The following is a 17,932-nucleotide window of genomic DNA, read 5'->3' on the forward strand; positions in this document are numbered from 1 at the left end:
AATCGGAGGATGAGCCCAACACCCGCGCACATCCAGGATCTCGGGGCCTACGTCTCGGCGTCCCCCTCGAGCTTCCACGCAGTAGCGGAGGCCGGACGACGGCTGGCCGCCGCCGGCTTCCGGCCCCTGGTGGAGCAGGACGCCTGGGCCGGCGGCACCGGCAGCCACTATGTGATCCGCGACGGGGCGCTCATCGCGTGGACCGTCCCCTCCGGCGCCGGCCCCACCACCGCATTCCACATCCTGGGCGCCCACACCGATTCGCCGTCGTTCAAGCTCAAGCCCCGACCGACCACCGGGAAGTACGGCTGGCTGCAGGCCGGCGTCGAAGTGTACGGCGGGCCTCTCCTGAACTCCTGGCTCGACCGCGAACTCGCGCTCGCCGGCCGCCTCACGCTGCATGACGGCAGCGAGCACCTTGTGGCAACGGGGCCGCTCCTGCGCTTCCCGCAGCTCGCCATCCACCTCGACCGGGCGGTCAACGACGGCCTGTCCCTCGACAAGCAGCGCCACATGAACCCTGTCTGGGGCCTGGGCGACCCCGCGGACGCCGACCTCCTCGGGCTCCTCGCCTCAAGCGCCGGCGTCGATCCACGCGAGATCGGCGGTTTCGACGTCGTCGTCGCCGACACGCAGGAGCCGCGCACCTTCGGCGCGCAGGGCGAGTTCTTCGCCTCGGGGAGGCTCGACAACCTGTCATCCGTGCATGCGGGCCTCACCGCCATCATCGAGGCAGCCGCTGCTGGACCTGTGGACGGGCCCATCGCGGTGCTCGCGGCGTTCGACCACGAGGAGGTGGGCAGCGGCTCGCGCTCGGGTGCCGGCGGTCCCTTCCTCGAGGACATGCTCCTACGGATATCGCTCGGCCTGGACGCCGGGACGGAAGAGCGCCTCCGGGCCCTCGCCGCCTCGTTCTGCGTATCCGCCGATGCGGGCCACGCGGTGCACCCCAACTACGCCGAGCGCCACGACCCCGTGAACCTGCCCGTCCTCAACCGTGGACCGCTGCTGAAGATCAACGCCAACCAGCGCTACACGACGGATGCGCCGGGTGCGGCCTACTGGGCCGCGCTGTGCCGTTCCAGCGGCGTGCCCTACCAGGAGTTCGTGTCGAACAACGTGATGCCGTGCGGATCCACCATCGGCCCGCTCACCGCCACCCGACTCGGCATCCGAACGGTCGACGTCGGGACACCCCTGCTGTCCATGCACTCCGCCCGCGAACTGTGCGGCGTCGACGACCCCGCCCACCTGGCGAGGGCGACCTCGGCCTTCTTCCGCGACGGCCGGTAGCGATTTCCACAGGAGTACGACGGCCGCCGTTCGTCCGGTAACATTGATACGTCCGTGCCAGAGCCGGGTGGCGGTAAATACCGCGTACCGGTGGCCGGAACAACGCTAAAGAACCTCCTGTTGCGGAGAGACCGCGACCGCTTAGCCCAGAGGAGGTGGGTTCACACATGCGTGCATACGAATTGATGGTAATCATCGACCCCGACGTCGAGGAACGCTCCATCGACCCAACACTCGAGAAGTTCCTGAATGTCGTCCGCAACGGCGGCGGCACCGTGGACAAGGTGGATATCTGGGGACGTCGGCGCCTTGCCTACGAGATCCAGAAGAAGACCGAGGGCATCTACGCCGTCGTCAACTTCACCGCGACTCCGGCCGTGGCTTCCGAGCTCGACCGCCAGCTGAGCCTCAACGAGACGATCATGCGCACCAAGATCATCCGCCCCGAGGAGCAGAAGGTCTCTGCCGAATAATCTCGGCGGATTCCTCATCCATCCACCCCGCTCCGGCGGGAAGGAACCCAAGGAGGCACCATGGCAGGCGAGACAGTCATCACGGTGATCGGCAACCTCACCAACGACCCCGAGCTGCGGTTCACGCCGTCGGGATCGGCGGTTGCCAACTTCACCATCGCATCCACTCCTCGCACCTTCGATCGCCAGACCAACGACTGGAAGGACGGCGAAACGCTGTTCCTCCGCGCATCGGTGTGGCGTGAGGCTGCGGAGAACGTCGCCGAGACCCTGACGAAGGGAACCCGCGTGGTTGCCCAGGGCCGGCTCAAGTCGCGGTCGTACGACACCAAAGAGGGCGAGAAGCGTACCGTCATGGAGCTCGAGGTGGACGAAATCGGTCCGTCCTTGCGCTATGCGTCCGCGAAGGTCACCCGTACCCAGCGCTCCGGCGGCGGGAACGGTGGCGGCTTCGGTGGCAACTCCGGCGGCAACTCCGGTGGCGGCTTCGGCGGCAACTCCGGTGGCGGCTTCGGCGGCAACTCCGGCGGCTCGAACTCCGGTTCGGGCTGGAACGGCGGCCAGCAGGCCCAGCAGCCCGCGGACGATCCCTGGGGTGCTCCCGCAGGCGGCAACTCGCAGGGCTGGGGCAACGGCGCCGATTCCGAGCCTCCCTTCTAGGCAGCGCGGTTCCGTTCCCGGAACCCCTGCCGCAGTTCCTCACGGAACTGGTAATTCCCATCCCGCAGAATCGTTCTGCGGGCTCCAACGAAAAAAAGGAGCACCACGATGGCTAAGGCTGAACTCCGTAAGCCCAAACCAAAGTCCAACCCCCTGAAGGCCGCTGACGTCACCGTCATCGACTACAAGGACGTAGCCCTGCTGCGTAAGTTCATTTCCGATCGCGGAAAGATCCGTGCCCGTCGCGTCACCGGCGTGACCGTGCAGGAGCAGCGCAAGATCGCCCAGGCAATCAAGAACGCCCGCGAAGTCGCACTGCTGCCGTACTCCGGCGCTGGCCGCGGCTAGGGAAAGGGACACACACACAATGTCGAAGCTCATTCTGACCCAGGAAGTCACCGGACTCGGTGCCGCAGGCGACGTCGTCGAGGTGAAGAACGGTTACGCACGTAACTACCTTCTGCCCCGCGGTTTCGCCCTGATGTGGAGCAAGGGTGGCGAGAAGCAGGTCGAGTCGATCAAGGCTGCCCGCTCCGCCCGCGAGCACGCATCGCTCGAGGACGCCCAGCGACAGGCTGCCGCCCTGTCGGCGAAGCCCGTCACCCTGACCGTGAAGGCGGGTGGCTCCGGCCGCCTGTTCGGCACGGTCAAGGCCGACGACGTCGCGAAGGCCGTCGAGGCTGCCGGCCTCGGCAAGATCGACAAGCGCAAGGTCGAGATCCCGGCCCACATCAAGTCGGTCGGTTCGTACCAGGCCAACGTCCGTCTCCACGAGGACGTAGCAGCAGTGATCGACCTGGACGTCGTCGCCAGCTGACGCAGCTGCGACACCAGGTTCGCCAGGAAGCCCCCGCGTGTGACGCGGGGGCTTCCTGCGTCTGGCACCCCGTCCTGACCGGGATCGCGAGCATCGTCGACGAGGTATGCGTGCGGCACCCATGCTTGTCTGCGTATTCTCGGGCGACGCCCGGACGGCTGAGATGTTCCTCGCCGAGCATATGCACCGATCCTGCACCCGAGAAGTCCGGACCCTCGGGGATGCGGCCCATCCCCGAGGGAGACTATGTGCTCCTAGGGAGCCTAGTGAAGTAGATCTCCGACGGTTGTCAACAGCGCGCCTGTGGATGGAGAGAGCGCCGAACTACTTTCGATCCACAGGCGGTGGATAGCATCGCCGCAGGTCAGAGGGCACTTGTCGAACCAAAGTTTTTTCTGTCCACAGGGTTTTCCCCATCCTGTGCACAAGACACGCCGCGCAATCCACAGGTTATTCACACTTACCCACACCCCCTGTTGGCACAGCGCTTGGCCGCTCCCGGGGAGGGGGCTACCGTTGCGGGAGATTCCCAATAATGAGGGTGTCGGGTGATACGACTGTCCTGTCGGACCCGGCCCGGGCGTCCGGCGGAGCGCTACGGCGACCGCCGCTTCGACAGCAGGAGAAAGGCCCTTCAGTGTCCCTGGCACATGCAGATTCATCATCGGACACTCGTACTCCGGACTTCTCTCGTACGCCTCCACAGGACCTCGTCGCCGAGCAGTCGGTTCTCGGCGGGATGATGCTCTCGAAGGACGCGATCGCCGACTGCGTGGAGGTCCTTCGAGGGATCGATTTCTACCGGCCGGCGCACGAGAGCATCTACGAGGCGATCATCGACCTCTACGGGCGCGGCGAGCCGGCCGACGCGGTCACCGTGTCGGACGAGCTGACCAAGCGCGGGGAGATCTCGCGCATCGGCGGGCCCGCGTACCTGCACACGCTGATCCAGTCCGTACCCACGGCGGCCAATGCCGGCTTCTATGCGGAGATCGTGCGAGAGCGCGCAGTCCTGCGTCGCCTGGTCGACGCCGGTACGAAGATCGTGCAGCTGGGCTATTCGAACGACGGCGAGGTGGACGACCTCGTCAACGCAGCCCAGGCCGAGGTCTATGCCGTCGCCGAGCGCCGCACCGCTGAGGACTACGTGGCACTCAAGGACATCATCGAGGGGACCGTCGACGAGATCGAGTCGGCAGGACATCGGGGTGAAGGCATGACCGGCGTGCCCACCGGCTTCTACGAGCTCGACGAGCTGACCCAGGGGCTCCACGGGGGCCAGATGATCGTCGTGGCCGCGCGCCCCGCCATGGGAAAGTCGACCTTCGCCCTGGACTGGGCGCGATCGGCCGCCATCAAGCACAATATGGCGACGGTCTTCTTCTCCCTCGAGATGGGCCGCAACGAGATCGCGATGCGCCTTCTCTCTGCCGAGGCCACCATCGGTCTGCAGGACCTGCGCAAGGGCACCATCAAGGATGAGCAGTGGGGCAAGATCGCGACAACGATGGGGCGCATGAATGACGCTCCGCTGTTCATCGACGACAGCCCGAACATGTCACTCATGGAGATTCGGGCCAAGTGCCGGCGCCTGAAGCAACGGCACGACCTCAAGCTCGTGGTGCTGGACTACCTGCAGCTGATGTCGTCCGGCAAGCGCGTGGAGTCCCGCCAGCAGGAGGTGTCGGAGTTCTCCAGGGCGCTCAAGCTGCTCGCGAAGGAGCTCAACGTCCCCGTGGTCGCGCTGTCGCAGTTGAACCGTGGATCGGAGCAGCGCACGGACAAGAGGCCGCAGGTCTCGGACCTTCGAGAATCGGGCTCCATCGAGCAGGACGCCGACATGGTGATCCTGCTACACCGCGACGACGTCTATGACAAGGAGTCGGCCCGTGCGGGCGAAGCGGACGTGATCGTGGCGAAACACCGCAATGGTCCTACCAAGACCCTGGTGGTCGGATTCCAGGGCCACTACTCGCGCTTCAACAACATGGCAGCCGATGGCGGAGGCTACTAGTCCCTCTTGGGTCCGAGCTCGTTGATGACGGTCTTGAGGCGGTTGCGCAGGTCCTCCGACGCCAGGCCGTCCTCGGCCATCAGCTCGTGTTCGATGTTCTTCGCCCGTTCCAGGGCCTTCAGCCCCGCCGAGGTGATGGTGATCCTCTGGCTCCGACGGTCGGCGGTGTTGCGAAGGCGGGTCACGAGGCCCCTCTTCTCCAGGCGGTCGAGGGTTCGCCCCACGGTCTGCGCCTGGACGTGCACGAGCTGGGCCAGGCGAACGCCCGTGAGCGTGCCCTCCCGCTCGAGGACTCCCAGTGTCGTCAGTCCTGCATGCGTGATGCCGATGCTCAGGAGCTTCTCGTTCCATGAGTGTTCGACGATGCGGGCCGCGGTCGTTAGCAGGCGGCTGGTCGACCAATCGTTCAACTCCGGCACGATGGCGTGTCCTTCCCCTCGGTTCTACGCGGTGAACTTCGCTTGTTCCTATTACGTACTCTAGACAACTCTACCCGAAATAGACAGCAGGCTTATTATCATTCCTGCACTTCGGGCAATTATTTTCGAGCAATTTCCTGTGCGCCGGCTCGCCGGATCTGAGGGGCTTCGCTCACGGTGGTGCCTCTTCGCTGTGTTTCGCGGTCCTCGTACAACAGGAGGGCCCGGAGCTGTGCCCCGGGCCCTCCTGTGTCGCATGCCGCTTAGAGGTTCTTGCCGCGGCGCGTGTCGTCCGCACCGTCGACGTCAATCTCTTCCTTGCGGACTTCGCCGCTGACGGTCTCGTTCGCCGTCACGGTCTCCTTGTCGAGGCGCACGCGCTCGACGGGAACCGCTTCCTTCTCGACGACCGGACGCTCTGCGTGAAGGGTCACTTCGTGCTCCTCCTCGCTGATGGCGGGTCCGTCGTAGGCGTCGCCGCGGTTGGCGTCGGTGATGGGCTCGCGCTCCACGCGGACTTCCTCGCGGCTCACGGGGACCGTCTGGGTGACGTTCTCGGTGACGACGTACTTCCGGAGGCGGGCGCGTCCGACTTCCCGGCGTTCCGTTCCGACCCGGAGCTGCTCCTCGGAGCGGGTCATCGCCTCGTCGGTGGTCGGGCCCGAGGTGTCGTGCCCCACGGTGCCGCGACCGGTGTCGGAGTGCGTGCTCGTGTCGGTGTCGGTCAGGCCGGAGTGGCGGCCCGACGTCGTATCGATGTCCACGTCGCGGTCGCCTCGGCCGACGTTGCCGGTGGTGCCGGTCGTCGTCGTGTCGGTGTAGCCGCTCGTGCCACCGCCGACCTCGTAGTGGCGGTAGAGGCGATCCTCTTCCTCGGGGCTGAGGTTGCCGTCGGACTCGACGCGAGGGGCGTCCTTCACCTGGTGCTTGGTGTAGGGCACGCGCACGTCATGTCCTTCGACATCCGCACCCTGGAGGGGAACGAAGGACTCGGACGTCCCGAAGAGGCCCGTCTTCGCCGTGACCCAGCTGGGCTCACCGGTCTGGTCGTCGAGGTAGACCTGCCCGATCGAACCGATCTTCTCTCCGTCAGAACCGAGGACGTTGCCGCCGTTGCCGAGCAGGGTGTCGATGTGTTCCTGAGTAATCATTTCCTTCTCCTTCTGAGTAATCTCACTGCGAGGGTGTGGAATTCTCGGCTGTAGGTTCCGCCGGGACCGGAGTCCCTGCGAACCACCGACCTCTAGAGTAAGCACACTTAGTAGATAATTGGAAGCATGCTTAGCGTTCTTCCTCGAGTCGGTGTCTGCTGCCGGGCCGCCACGATCGGCCTACCGGCGGCGGTTTCGCCCGTTTCCCTGGCCCTGAGTGCTTCCGTATGATGACTTGAAGGTCCAGCCACCGGCCGAACATCCTCCGAGTCGTCCCCATGCAGGGATCCGGTGCGCGGGAGCCTCCGGGACTGCGCGTCGTGCCGTCGGCGAAGCGTGGTCCACCTTCCAGTCCCTCGCGGTGCTGCCAGGGGCCCTCCGTCCGGCGGACCACCCTGCTTGCCGGCCGGCTCGCCAAGCCCACGGGAAGGGCATCATGTCAGCTGCACGTCCCCCGCACATCAACGAAGTCATGATCGCCGCGGCCGCTCGCGAGGACGCCGAGGTCGAGCGCGACAGACGTGCCCTCGCGTGCGGAGAAGCGATGCGGCGAGCCCTGTCCAGCGGCTCCACCCTCGGTCAGATCAGCCAGGCGGCCAACCTGGTGGAGGCCGAGGTGCTTCGGCTGGCCGAGGCGCCGTCAGGGAACCTGGAGACCGCCATCGGTGCCTCGAGCATCAGCGGGCCCGTCCCTGTCGAGGAACCATCCTTGATCTCCTTCCACGCGGCAGGGACCGGCGGAGTGCAGCGGGGGGATGAACGCGACCGGAGGGGCCTCGCCGGCGGGATGCACCGGGAGCCGGATGTCGCTCGCTGACACTGCGCCCTCGTCCGCCGATCGCGGGGACAGGGCGGCCCTGCTGGTCATCGACATGCAGAACGCCTTCTTCGAGGACCCGGTCCTTGCCGCAGTGCAGCAATTCCTCGTCGCTGCCTGCAACGAGCTCATCGACGCCGCGCGCCGGAATGATGCGCCCGTGCTGGTGGCGCGCACCGAACACCTGCCGGACCGCTCCACCTGGACCGTCTCGATGCTCGACGACGATCAGGGCTTCATCTTCCGGGGTACGCCCCAGGCCGATGCCGTCGAGGGCCTGCGCGTGGAGGGGCTCGAAACGGTTACGAAGACCCGCGACAGCGCGTTCTTCGGCACCGACCTCGCGGACCGGCTGCGGAGCCTGGGGGTGGGGTGGCTCGTGCTGGCGGGTGTGGCCACCCATAATTGCGTGGCGCATACGGGCGCCGACGCGTTCGCCCACAATTTTCGCGTCAGCTACGCGCGTGACGCGATCGCCAGCACCAATGAGGAGTACGCCGAGGCGATGCTCGAGATCCTCTCCGTGGAGTACCGCCAACCCATCCTCGGACAGGCGGAGGCCCTGGCCCTGCTCGCCCGGCGAGGGCCGTCGACGCCGGGGTGAATGGCGCCGGACACGAACACAGAGGCCACCGGAATCTGCCGGTGGCCTCTGTCGATGGAACCTGGGGAGCTACCTGCTCTGCTGCACGTTCGACTTCGCGTCCTGCGCGCTGCCCTTGACGTCGGTGGCGGCCTGCTGGCTCTCACCCTTGACCTCGCCCACGGCGCTCTGGCTTTCGTCCTTCACGGTCTGCACGGAATCGGCTGCCGACTCCTTGAGGGACTGGACGGCTTCCTGTGCCGGTTCCTTGACGTCCGCGACGACCTGCTTCGCGGCCTCGGTGACCTTCTCCTTCAGGGGAGCAGCCTGCTCCTTCAGCTGTGATGCTGCCTCCTGTTCCTTCTGGCTCGCAGGAATCAGCGAGGCCACCAGGAGGCCGGCTCCGAAGGCGATCAGGCCGGCTGCGAGGGGGTTGCCCGCCGCCTTGCTCGACAGCTGACGGGGAGCGCCCTGGACGGCGTGGCCGGCGTGCAGGGCCTTGTCCTTGGCCGTTCCGGTCGCCGACTGCGCGGCACCCTTTCCGCTTCCGGCCGTGCCCTTGACGCCGTCCTTGACGTCTCCGGCCTTGCCTGCCACGGAGTCCTTGACATCTTCGGCCTTACCCATGACGGAATCCTTGACGTCCTCGGCCTTGCCCATGACGGTCTCCTTCACATTGCTGAAGCTGTGCTTGACCTTCTCGGTCTGGCGGTGCGCGATGTTCGCGGGGTTCACTTTGTCCGCAACGGCGTCCACGTCCGTACCCAGTTCCTGACGGGTACGTTCGATATCTGCACGGATCTCATCGGGTGTCTGGCTCATCGTGTCTGCTCACCTGGTTTCAGTGTCGGCGGAATCTCTTTGACGGTCTCCGCTGTCTGGGGGAGACCCTTGATCTGCTTCATTTCCTTCTTGCCCTGCAGTGCCAGTACGGCGGCGATGATGCCCCAGAGAACGGCCACGATGACGGCGGCCCACCCGATCGGCATCAGGGCGTCAAGACCCCACATGAGTGCGAGGGACAGGAACAGGAGGACGAAGTGGCCCCCGACGGCGGCACCGGCGAACATGCCGGCGCCCTTCCCGGCATTCTTCGCCGACTCGGTGGCCTCGGCCTTCGCCAGGGCGACCTCCTGGCGCATCAGCTTGGAGAGGTCCTTGGTCACCTCCCCGAGCAGTTCACCCACCGAGGCGTTCGCTGAGCGCTGCTCCGCCTCCGTCGGAAGGGGTGCGGCGGCCTGGTGGGCGCCGCTCGTGTATGCCTCACTCATCAGCGCAGGCTCCCGTCATTCGGAAGGGTTCCTACGGGAGGGGTTCCCGGCGGGATGGTCGGGTAGTCGTCCGTGGGGTCGACGAACGCCGGGTTGGAGCCGGCGACGTGCTGGCCGCGAGTGGTCTCTCCGAAGCCGGCGGTGGCGGGGGTCCCGCTGTACAGGTCGGAGTCCACCTCGGTGTAGCCGGGGTAGGTGCCGGTGGTCGAGGTGCCGGTCGAGGCACGGCCCTGGGTCGTCGAGGTGCCGGCCGAATTGCCGGTGAGGCCCTTGGTCAGGCGCCCGACGACGAGGCCGGATCCGGCCGCGATGGCGAGGAAGGTGCCGGGCTTGCGCCGCGCGAAGGACTTGACGTCTTCGAGGATCTCGGAGGCGTCGCGGCCCTCGAGCCACCCCGCTGCCGATTCGGTTCGCTGGCTTGCCTGCTGCACGATGCTGGACACCATGTGGTTGTCCGACTTCTCGGCCATCGACTTCAGTTCGTTCGAGATGCCCCGGATGCCTTCGGTGATCTTCTGCTGCTGCGTGCCGGCCTGGTCCCTGACCTGGGAGGTCACCGTGCCGAGCAGATTCTTGGCCTCCGAGCCGGCCTCGGCTGCGACGCTCTTCGCCTCGGATGCCGCGGTGCCGGCCACGTTCTTGGCCTCGGAAGCGGCGGTGCCCGCTACGTTCTTGGCTGCCTCTTTGCCGTCCTGGCCGACCTGCTTGGCCTGGTCCTTGGCTGCGGAGGTCTTCGAGCCGCCCGAACCGGAGTTGCCGCCGGTGAACTCCGTGGTGTTGAGCTCGTGGGCTCCGAGGTCCGAGGTGGACGTCTCGTTTCCGGTGGTGGAGGGAACCAGGGGATCCTGCGGCCAATTCTGCGTAGTCATGGTTCTTCCTAACGTTGATATTGCCGTTAAAGCGGATGCTCCATCGTGTTCTCGATGCGATGGTCCGGCATCTCGTGCTGGACTTATCACTGAAGCTAAGCATGCTTACGTTCGTCGGTGCAAGTCCTTTTCCCGATCCTGCAACATCTAAATAAGTAGACTTAGTATCTTCCAAAAATCCTAGTGGCGCCGTTAGCGTCGAATCAAGAGGATCTCCTGCGGCCGCTTCCAGAAGGAGTGGGTCCAAACCCGGGGGACCCTACGTGGGGAGGTAGACATCAGTGTTTTTCCACAAGCAAGAACTTCAGTACAAGGCCAGCCCGGACAGGCCGGACGCCATCTATGCGCGCAAGCTGCAGGAAGTCCTCGGTGGTCAGTACGGTGAGATCACGGTGGCCCTGCAGTACAGCTTCCAGGCATGGAACGCCCACATCCCCGGCAAGTACCGTGACCTGCTGTTCGGGATCGGCGCAGAAGAGATGGGCCACGTGGAGATGCTTGCGACCATGATCGCCCAGTTGCTCGAGAAGTCCCCCCTCGGTATCACCGAGGAAGCGGTCCAGTCCGACCCGGCCATCGCGGCGGTCATCGGCGGCACCGATATGCAGCATGCCATTGTCGCAGGGGCAGGCGCCCGGCCCGTGGACAGCATGGGCAACCCCTGGCAGGGCAGCTACGTCACCGCGAGTGGGAATCTCCTGGCGGACTTCACCGCCAATGCCAATGCCGAGATGCAGGGCCGACTGCAGGTTGCCCGTCTCTATCACATGACCGATGACCATGGCATCCGGGACATGCTCTCCTTCCTGCTCGCTCGCGACACCATGCACCAGAACCAGTGGATCGCCGCCGCGCGGGAGCTCCAGGAGTCCAAGATGGAGGAACTGCCGGTGCCGAGCAACTTCCCGATCAAGAAGGAGGCCCGCGAGGTCTCGTACCAGTACCTGAACTTCTCCGACGGGAAGACCGCGGCCCAGGGAAGCTGGGCCTCCGGCCCCACCCCGGACGGCAAGGGCCAGTTCACCTACCACGAGGGTCCGACCACGAGTGCCCCGATGCCACCGGCGACACACCCGGACTCCCGCTTCTACGGCACCACGGAGATCCCGAACACCGTCGAGAAGATGGCCGGCACGGTGCAGGACAAGCTCAACCGCGAATAACCGTTCGCACCAATGAAGAAAAGGAGATCCTCATGACAAATACGAACAACCGCACGGTGGAGAGTGGCCGTACCACCCTGCAGCGTGCCGCGCAGGCAGTGGGCGTCGTCTTCCTGCTGGTCGGGATCCTGGGGTTCATTCCGGGGATCACCTCCAACTACGGCAGCATGATGTTCGCCGGCCACCAGTCGGAGGCGATGCTGCTCGGGATCTTCCAGGTCTCGATCCTCCACAACATCGTCCACCTGCTGTTCGGCATCGCCGGCCTCGCCATGGCGAGGACGGTCTCGGGGGCGCGCAGCTACCTCCTCGGTGGTGGCATCATCTACGCCATCCTGTGGATCTACGGCCTTGTCATCGGTCAGGACTCGTCCGCCAACTTCGTCCCGGTGAACAGCGCGGACAACTGGCTGCACTTCGTGCTGGCGGTGGGCATGATCGCGCTCGCGCTCGCCCTCAGCCGCGGCACGCGCGACGGCAAGCGCCGCGTCTAGGAACAACGCGTCCAGGAACGATCGGCACCCGCCGGGGTGGCAAACCCCGGCGGCTTCGCCGGGTACGGAACGACGCCGGGCCGGCGGGTGCGCACGCGCACCGACCGGCCCGGCGTCGTCGTCTCCCGTGCTCCCACAAGAAAGGGCGTCACGATCGGGCCGAAGCCAAGTACGCTTAGCATTGCTGGTCCAGCCACCGGGTCGGCACATCGACAGAAGAGGTCCTTGGTGAAGCAGCCCTCCCCGCGCGGAGAAATCAGCGCCCTCGTTCTGGCCGTCGTCGCCGGCACTGCCGAGTCCGCGCAGGACCCCCTCGACCGTCTCGCCGTGCTCGTCGGGGATGCCGTGGACGAGACACCCGACATCCTTCACGACGATGACCTCCAGCTGGCACTCTTCTGCCTGTACGAGCTGCACTACAGCGGCATCGACGACGCGGGCGACGACTGGGAATGGAATCCCGGCCTCCTCGGGGTGCGGCACCGGATCGAAGAGGCGTTCGAGCGTCGGGTCCGCGAGGAGGTGGTCCTCGGTGACCTGCCCCAGGCCACCAGCGAGGCCGTCTGCGCCGAGCTCTTCCGGATGACCGGCGAGGATTCCGGTCCCAGCATGTCCCGCTTCGTGGCGAAGGCCGCGACCGATGACCAGTTGCGCGAGTTCCTCGTGCACAAGTCCATCTACCAGCTGAAGGAAGCCGACCCCCACACCTTCGCCATCCCGCGGCTGACGGGCAGGTCGAAAGCGGCGATGGTGGAGATCCAGGCCGATGAGTACGGGAACGGCATGCCGGCGCGTATGCACTCGGCCCTTTTCGCCCGCACCATGCGCGAGCTCGGGATGGAGGACACCTATGGCGCCTACCTCGACGCGACTCCGGCGATCACGCTGGCCGTCAACAACCTGATGTCGCTCTTCGGCCTGAACCGCCGGCTGCGGGGAGCGATCGTCGGGCACCTCGCGGCGTACGAGATGACCTCGTCCCAGCCCAACCGTCTGTATTCCCGGGGTTTCAAGCGCCACGGCTATGGCGAGGACGCCACCGAGTACTTCGACGAGCACGTCGAGGCCGACGCCGTCCACGAGCAGATCGCCGGGCGGGACATGGCGGGCGGGCTGGTGGAGTCCGATCCGCGCCTGTTGCAGGACGTCCTCTTCGGTGCTGCTGCCGGGCTCGCCGTCGACAGCCTCATGACCGTGCACATCATGCAGGCCTGGGAGGCCGGCAGGTCATCCCTTCGCGCTTCGGACGCGATGGCGTCATGAGTGCCGACCCGTCTCCGGAGGCATCCGGTCCGATACCGGAACGTTCGTTGAATTCCGGTGCTGCTCCGGTCTCGGTGGTCGCGTGCCCGAATGGCCCGCTGCTCATCCGTGGCGATTTCGAGCTGATCGGCGCGGACGGCGAGGAGCTGCCCCGGACGCGGCGGACGGTGGCGCTGTGCAGGTGTGGCGCATCGGTGCTGAAGCCCTACTGCGACGGCTCGCACAAGCTGACGGGCTTCAGGTCGGATCCCTGAAGCGGGAGGAAGCCGGTGTCGCCGGGTCGTCGCACTTCTCCTGTCCTGAGATCCAGGTGCGAGGCCGCCAAGTGATTGTTGAACAATCTGTCATCATCGGGCATGCTTGACGTGGACATGAGATGGAGGTCACATGGCGGCGATCGACCTGAACAGCGACGTAGGGGAATCCTTCGGCAACTGGACCTTCGGTGATGACGCACGAATCATCGAATCCGTCTCCAGCGTGAATGTGGCGTGCGGTTTCCATGCCGGGGATCCCACCGGGATCCGCACCACCTGCGCCGCCGCCGCCGCCGCGGGAGTGGCGGTCGGTGCGCATCCGGGCTACCGCGACCTGGCCGGCTTCGGCCGGCGGTTCATGGACGTCGACCCGGTGGAACTGACCGATGAGGTGGTCTACCAGATCGGGGCGCTGCAGGCCCTCGCGCTGGCGGCCGGTACCGCCGTCCGATACGTGAAACCCCATGGCGCCCTGTACAACACGATTGCCGTCCACGAGCGCCAGGCCCGCGCCGTGGTCCGGGCGGTCCGAGAGATCGATGACGCCCTGCCGTTGCTGGTGCTGCCGAACACCGTCATCGAGGCGGAGGCGCGCTCGGCGGGCCTGCGCACGGTCGTGGAGGCGTTCGCGGACCGCGCGTATATGCCGGACGGCGCACTGGTCCCGCGTCGCGAACCCGGTTCCGTGCTCCACAGGGAGTCCGACGTCGTCGAGCATGTCCTGCGGATGGCGGCCGACGGCGAGGTGGTCGCCATCGACGGTTCCCGCATCCGGATCGCCGCCGAGAGCATCTGCGTCCACGGAGACACCCACGGGGCCATCGCGATGGCAGCGGCGGTACGCGACGCCCTGGTCTCCGCGGGCGTGACGGTCGGTGCGTTCACCTGAAGCCGCCGGCCCTCGAGGGCCGGCTGACCTGATTCTCCGCCGCGTCGGCGACCACGGACTGCTCGTCGAACTGCCAGGCCTGGCCGAAGTACTCAGTGTGCAGGCTCAACTGCAGGAGCGCCCCGTGGAGGGCCAGGTGGACGTCGTCGCGGCGGCTCGTACCGTCCTCGTCACCGTACGGGACCCCCGGCAGGTCGCGGACCTCGCAGAGTATCTCCGCTCGATCGACCCAGCGGTGTCCGTGGAGCGGGAGGACACGCTCCTCACGATCCAGGTCCAGTACGACGGCGCTGATCTCCGGGACGTGGCCGAGCTGACAGGGCTGAGCGAGGAGGCCGTGGTCGCCGCGCACACCTCGACTCCCTGGGTGGCGGCCTTCGGAGGCTTCGCTCCCGGCTTCGCCTACCTCACCGGTGGTGACCCTCGCCTGGAGGTCCCGCGGCGGGGAACACCCCGGACGGCTGTCCCGGCGGGGTCCGTGGCGCTCGCCGGGAACTTCTCGGCTGTGTATCCACGCCGGTCTCCCGGCGGATGGCAGCTGATCGGACGCACCGGCGCCGTCCTGTGGGATGTTCACCGCACCCGGCCCGCGCTCATCACGCCCGGCAACAGGGTCCGGTTCACCGCGGTGCGGGAGGTCGTCGAACTGCAGGCTCGTGCTGTTCCTGGGCAGGAACGGGCCCAACCCGGCGCTGCCCCCGGTCCTGCGGGTTCGGTCCCGTCGACTGCTTCGGCCGCCTCACCCGGTACCTCCGTGCCGGGCACTGCGCCCGGCAGTGAGGTACCGGCCGGGCTGACCGTCGTCGACCCCGGCATGTACAGCACGGTCCAGGACCTCGGCCGGCCGGGTCTGATGGACCTCGGCGTCGCCGGGGCGGGCGCTCTTGACCGCGCGGCCCTGCGTCAGGCGAACAGGCTGGTCGGCAATGCTGCCGGAAGCGCGGTGATCGAGACCCTCAATGGTGGCCTGGCCCTCGAGGCACGGCAGGACCAGGTGCTGGCCGTGACGGGCGCCGACGTGGGCCTCACCGTCGTGATGCCCGATGGCCGCGAGCGTCGGAATGCGCTCTGCTCCCCCTTCCTCCTGCGGGCGGGCGAGGTGCTGAGGCAGTCGTCGCCGGCGTCGGGCCTGCGCGCCTACACCGCCGTGCGCGGCGGCTTCGACGCCGAGGAGGTACTCGGCAGCCGGTCCTCGGACTCCATGTCGGGGCTCGGCCCTGCCCCGCTGTCCAGGGGGTCGGCCCTGTCCGTCGGCCATCCCGTCCCCGGCTCCACGGTGGGAGAGCCGGAGTTGCCACGACAGTCCGGGATGACCGAGATGCTGCGGGTGATCCCCGGCCCACGGGATGACTGGTTCGGCGACGGTGCCCTGGAGCGCCTGTGCGAGACGGACTGGACCGTCACGGCGCAGTCCGACCGGATCGGACTGCGTCTCGATGGTGCAGCCCTGACGCGGGTCCGCGCAGGAGAACTTCCGAGTGAAGGGACCGTACGTGGTGCGCTGCAGGTTCCGCCGTCCGGCCTGCCGGTGCTGTTCCTCGCAGACCATCCGGTGACGGGCGGCTATCCGGTGATCGCGGTCGTCGCCTCCGCAGACCTCGACCGCGCTGCGCAACTCCCGCCCGGGGCTGTGGTCCGGTTCCGGACGTGAGGACCGGGGCCGGAGCTGCTGACGGCCCAGCCGCTGGACCAGCATCCCGCCGAACGGGTCTTCGCCGGCTGCCTGCGCCGGACAGCACCGGCGGCGGGTGCGCCAGTAGGGTGATGGAATGACGTTCGACGACGCCCTCGCGGCACTGCGGTCGCTCTCGGGCAGGGCCCGCCATGCGCACTCCGGGCAGTGGGCGGCAGGGGTCCTGAGGTCGCGCATCTCCGCAGGGGATCTTCCGCCCGGCACCAAGCTGCTGGAGGAAGCGCTCGGCTCGGCGCTCGGGGTGTCCCGCAACACGCTGCGTGAGGCGTTCGGAATCCTCGCGGCCGAGAACATCGTCACGCGGGTGCCCAACCGGGGCGTGTTCGTCGCCAGGCCCTCCGCCGCGGACGTGCGCGAGATCTATCGCGTGCGCCGGTACCTGGAACCCGCAGCGCTCCGGTGGGGTGGTGACTCCGCGCCGGCAGGCTTCGATGCCCTGCTGGACGGCGTCGTCGACCGCGCCCGCGTGGCACGCGCAGCAGGAGACGTGGCAGCCATGGCCGGCGCCAACCAGGACTTCCACCAGGGGGTCGTCGCGCGAGCCGGTAGTGTCCGTCTCGATGCGATGATGTCCGAGGTCCTCGCCGAGATGCGCCTCGTGTTCCATGGCATGGGCGACGATCCCGCTTTCCATGCGCCCTACGTCGACGCCAACGCAGCCATCGCTGCACTGCTGCGGGACGGGAAGGCGGAGGATGCCGCGGAGGAGATGAGGGCGTACCTCGACCGTGCGGAGGCGCAGCTGTTGGCAGCCATCAGCAGCCGGGAGTCCTGACGGCGGCGCCGACGGGATCGTGCCTGCCGGCGCCGTGCCGACCGCCTACCGGTGTTGCTGCCTGTAGGCGTCGATGATCGACTGCGTGAGCCGCCCCCGCGGACTCGGGTCGTACCCGTTCTCCTTCGCCCACTGGCGGATTGTCGGGATCTCGTCGGCAGGGGCCCGATCGGCCGACTGCGGCGTCTTCCGGCCGCGCCCGCCGGCAACCCGCCGGCCGTGGGAGGTGTATCCGGCAAGGATCGCGCGGAGCGCCGCCGCCTTGTCCCCTGTGAGGTCGATGACGTAGTCGACGCCATCCAGGCCGAAACGGACGGTCTCCCGTGCTTCCGCACCGTCGAGGTCATCCACCGGATGCACCTGCAGGTGCTGCGTCCTGCCTTGTCGTCCCCACCCTTCGAATTGAATCAAAGGAAGCGGCTGCTGTGCGTACGGGGCGTGCCCTTGACGCAGGCCGGTATGCGGGGATCAGTCCGGGACGGTCGGTGGCACGGACAGGGGACGCAGCTGTGGAAGGAGTGCACGCGGAGTTTCGCGGACGGAAATGCGACCGAAACCACTCGTCCGTAGCGTTGCGAAGGACACCACTTCCACAGGAGGCTGCCATGCAGACGCTGAGGGTTCGACAGGTCCCCTGGAGCAATCCCGTGGCCATGGGATTGCGTGAGGCGCTCCGCGCGGAGAGTGACAGGGGGCGGTCGCCTGCCTCCCTCACGCCGACGGCCGATGACGGGACGGGTATAGCCGTCTTCCTGATCGCCTACGAACTGGCAACGGGACAGCCGGTCGGCTGCGGGGGCCTCCGGCTTCTCGACGCCGCACGCGCGGATGTCGACTCCATCTATGTGCTGCCGTACGCACGCTGGTCGGGGGTGGCGCAGGCGATCACGGAGGAACTGGCGTCCTGGGCGCGGCTTCACGGTATAGCGGCGGTGGGACCGGACGATGCCCTCGCCCGGCTGAGCGCCCTCCGGCTCTAGTTCCCGCCCCTGAGCCGGTCGTCGCGGCCGATCCTCAGGCGGCACCTGAGC

Annotated in this window: 22 protein-coding genes; 16 read left to right on the top strand and 6 right to left on the bottom strand. The window is 67.1% G+C overall.

All coding sequences use genetic code 11. The annotated features are described in order from the left end of the window. Positions 1–9 precede the first annotated feature (9 nt). The 6 genes from AC1MFI_RS05535 to dnaB all read left to right on the top strand — a co-directional run bounded on the left by AC1MFI_RS05535 (position 10) and on the right by dnaB (position 5,257). Complete coding sequence (locus AC1MFI_RS05535; RefSeq protein WP_479820118.1) at positions 10–1,293, top strand: M18 family aminopeptidase; 1,284 nt, start codon at positions 10–12, stop codon at positions 1,291–1,293. Between the two features lie 167 nt (positions 1,294–1,460). Beyond that, positions 1,461–1,766 carry a 30S ribosomal protein S6 gene (rpsF, locus tag AC1MFI_RS05540; protein ID WP_043442549.1) on the top strand — a complete coding sequence of 102 codons (306 nt, stop codon included), beginning with the start codon at positions 1,461–1,463 and terminating at the stop codon, positions 1,764–1,766. Between the two features lie 60 nt (positions 1,767–1,826). Next, a complete protein-coding gene (locus tag AC1MFI_RS05545; protein WP_479820119.1) occupies positions 1,827–2,426 on the top strand; it encodes a single-stranded DNA-binding protein in 600 nt (199 codons plus the stop codon). Between the two features lie 108 nt (positions 2,427–2,534). Continuing rightward, on the top strand, positions 2,535–2,774 hold the full coding sequence (gene rpsR / locus AC1MFI_RS05550) for a 30S ribosomal protein S18 (RefSeq protein WP_005273147.1): 240 nt from the start codon (positions 2,535–2,537) through the stop codon (positions 2,772–2,774). A gap of 19 nt (positions 2,775–2,793) precedes the next feature. Then, on the top strand, positions 2,794–3,243 hold the full coding sequence (rplI, locus tag AC1MFI_RS05555; protein ID WP_479820120.1) for a 50S ribosomal protein L9: 450 nt from the start codon (positions 2,794–2,796) through the stop codon (positions 3,241–3,243). 637 nt (positions 3,244–3,880) lie between these two features. Continuing rightward, entirely contained in the window at positions 3,881–5,257 is a 1,377-nt protein-coding gene (dnaB, locus tag AC1MFI_RS05560; RefSeq protein ID WP_400483495.1) for a replicative DNA helicase, read from the top strand. On the opposite strand, the gene AC1MFI_RS05565 is transcribed toward dnaB, so the two are convergent. Then, positions 5,254–5,676 carry a MarR family winged helix-turn-helix transcriptional regulator gene (locus AC1MFI_RS05565; RefSeq protein ID WP_479820121.1) on the bottom strand — a complete coding sequence of 141 codons (423 nt, stop codon included), beginning with the start codon at positions 5,674–5,676 and terminating at the stop codon, positions 5,254–5,256. The genes dnaB and AC1MFI_RS05565 overlap by 4 nt on opposite strands. Before the next feature lie 263 nt (positions 5,677–5,939). Then, complete coding sequence (locus AC1MFI_RS05570; protein WP_479820122.1) at positions 5,940–6,827, bottom strand: DUF2382 domain-containing protein; 888 nt, start codon at positions 6,825–6,827, stop codon at positions 5,940–5,942. 436 nt (positions 6,828–7,263) lie between these two features. Between AC1MFI_RS05570 and AC1MFI_RS05575 the strand changes: the two genes are divergently transcribed. Both AC1MFI_RS05575 and AC1MFI_RS05580 read left to right on the top strand, forming a co-directional pair. Beyond that, positions 7,264–7,644: a hypothetical protein gene (locus tag AC1MFI_RS05575; protein WP_479820123.1), complete on the top strand. Its 381-nt coding sequence runs from the start codon at positions 7,264–7,266 to the stop codon at positions 7,642–7,644. Beyond that, complete coding sequence (locus AC1MFI_RS05580; protein WP_479820124.1) at positions 7,631–8,248, top strand: cysteine hydrolase family protein; 618 nt, start codon at positions 7,631–7,633, stop codon at positions 8,246–8,248. The genes AC1MFI_RS05575 and AC1MFI_RS05580 overlap by 14 nt, the downstream gene beginning before the upstream one ends. Positions 8,249–8,317: 69 nt before the next feature. On the opposite strand, the gene AC1MFI_RS05585 is transcribed toward AC1MFI_RS05580, so the two are convergent. The 3 genes from AC1MFI_RS05585 to AC1MFI_RS05595 are packed head-to-tail and all read right to left on the bottom strand — an operon-like array spanning position 8,318 to position 10,367. Further along, positions 8,318–9,049 (bottom strand): DUF3618 domain-containing protein, encoded by a 732-nt coding sequence (locus tag AC1MFI_RS05585; RefSeq protein ID WP_479820125.1) that lies wholly within the window; start codon positions 9,047–9,049, stop codon positions 8,318–8,320. Beyond that, positions 9,046–9,498, bottom strand: a complete 453-nt coding sequence (locus AC1MFI_RS05590; RefSeq protein ID WP_479820126.1) for a phage holin family protein — start codon at positions 9,496–9,498, stop codon at positions 9,046–9,048. Before AC1MFI_RS05590 ends, AC1MFI_RS05585 begins: the two co-directional genes overlap by 4 nt. Next, entirely contained in the window at positions 9,498–10,367 is an 870-nt protein-coding gene (locus AC1MFI_RS05595) for a hypothetical protein (RefSeq protein ID WP_479820127.1), read from the bottom strand. The genes AC1MFI_RS05590 and AC1MFI_RS05595 overlap by 1 nt, the downstream gene beginning before the upstream one ends. Before the next feature lie 281 nt (positions 10,368–10,648). Between AC1MFI_RS05595 and AC1MFI_RS05600 the strand changes: the two genes are divergently transcribed. From AC1MFI_RS05600 to AC1MFI_RS05630, 7 genes are all read left to right on the top strand, one after another. Then, on the top strand, positions 10,649–11,530 hold the full coding sequence (locus AC1MFI_RS05600) for a manganese catalase (protein ID WP_479820128.1): 882 nt from the start codon (positions 10,649–10,651) through the stop codon (positions 11,528–11,530). A gap of 32 nt (positions 11,531–11,562) precedes the next feature. Continuing rightward, positions 11,563–12,024 (top strand): DUF4383 domain-containing protein, encoded by a 462-nt coding sequence (locus AC1MFI_RS05605; RefSeq protein WP_479820129.1) that lies wholly within the window; start codon positions 11,563–11,565, stop codon positions 12,022–12,024. 228 nt (positions 12,025–12,252) lie between these two features. Continuing rightward, a complete protein-coding gene (locus AC1MFI_RS05610; RefSeq protein WP_479820130.1) occupies positions 12,253–13,287 on the top strand; it encodes an iron-containing redox enzyme family protein in 1,035 nt (344 codons plus the stop codon). Between the two features lie 47 nt (positions 13,288–13,334). Further along, a complete protein-coding gene (locus AC1MFI_RS05615) occupies positions 13,335–13,541 on the top strand; it encodes a CDGSH iron-sulfur domain-containing protein (protein WP_479820131.1) in 207 nt (68 codons plus the stop codon). Between the two features lie 133 nt (positions 13,542–13,674). Then, positions 13,675–14,433, top strand: coding sequence for a LamB/YcsF family protein (locus AC1MFI_RS05620; RefSeq protein WP_479820132.1), 759 nt, complete (start codon positions 13,675–13,677; stop codon positions 14,431–14,433). 79 nt (positions 14,434–14,512) lie between these two features. Further along, positions 14,513–16,084: a 5-oxoprolinase subunit B/C family protein gene (locus AC1MFI_RS05625; protein WP_479820803.1), complete on the top strand. Its 1,572-nt coding sequence runs from the start codon at positions 14,513–14,515 to the stop codon at positions 16,082–16,084. Positions 16,085–16,202: 118 nt separating this feature from the next. After that, positions 16,203–16,901 carry a GntR family transcriptional regulator gene (locus tag AC1MFI_RS05630; protein WP_479820133.1) on the top strand — a complete coding sequence of 233 codons (699 nt, stop codon included), beginning with the start codon at positions 16,203–16,205 and terminating at the stop codon, positions 16,899–16,901. Positions 16,902–16,946: 45 nt separating this feature from the next. Here the strand turns inward: AC1MFI_RS05630 and AC1MFI_RS05635 are convergent, their stop codons facing one another. Further along, complete coding sequence (locus tag AC1MFI_RS05635) at positions 16,947–17,261, bottom strand: histone-like nucleoid-structuring protein Lsr2 (RefSeq protein ID WP_479820134.1); 315 nt, start codon at positions 17,259–17,261, stop codon at positions 16,947–16,949. 245 nt (positions 17,262–17,506) lie between these two features. Between AC1MFI_RS05635 and AC1MFI_RS05640 the strand changes: the two genes are divergently transcribed. Further along, the gene (locus tag AC1MFI_RS05640; RefSeq protein ID WP_479820135.1) at positions 17,507–17,881 is read left to right on the top strand and encodes a GNAT family N-acetyltransferase; all 375 of its coding nucleotides are present in this window, start codon (positions 17,507–17,509) and stop codon (positions 17,879–17,881) included. Positions 17,882–17,932: the final 51 nt, after the last annotated feature.

Source organism: Arthrobacter sp. BC5 (genome assembly GCF_056680255.1).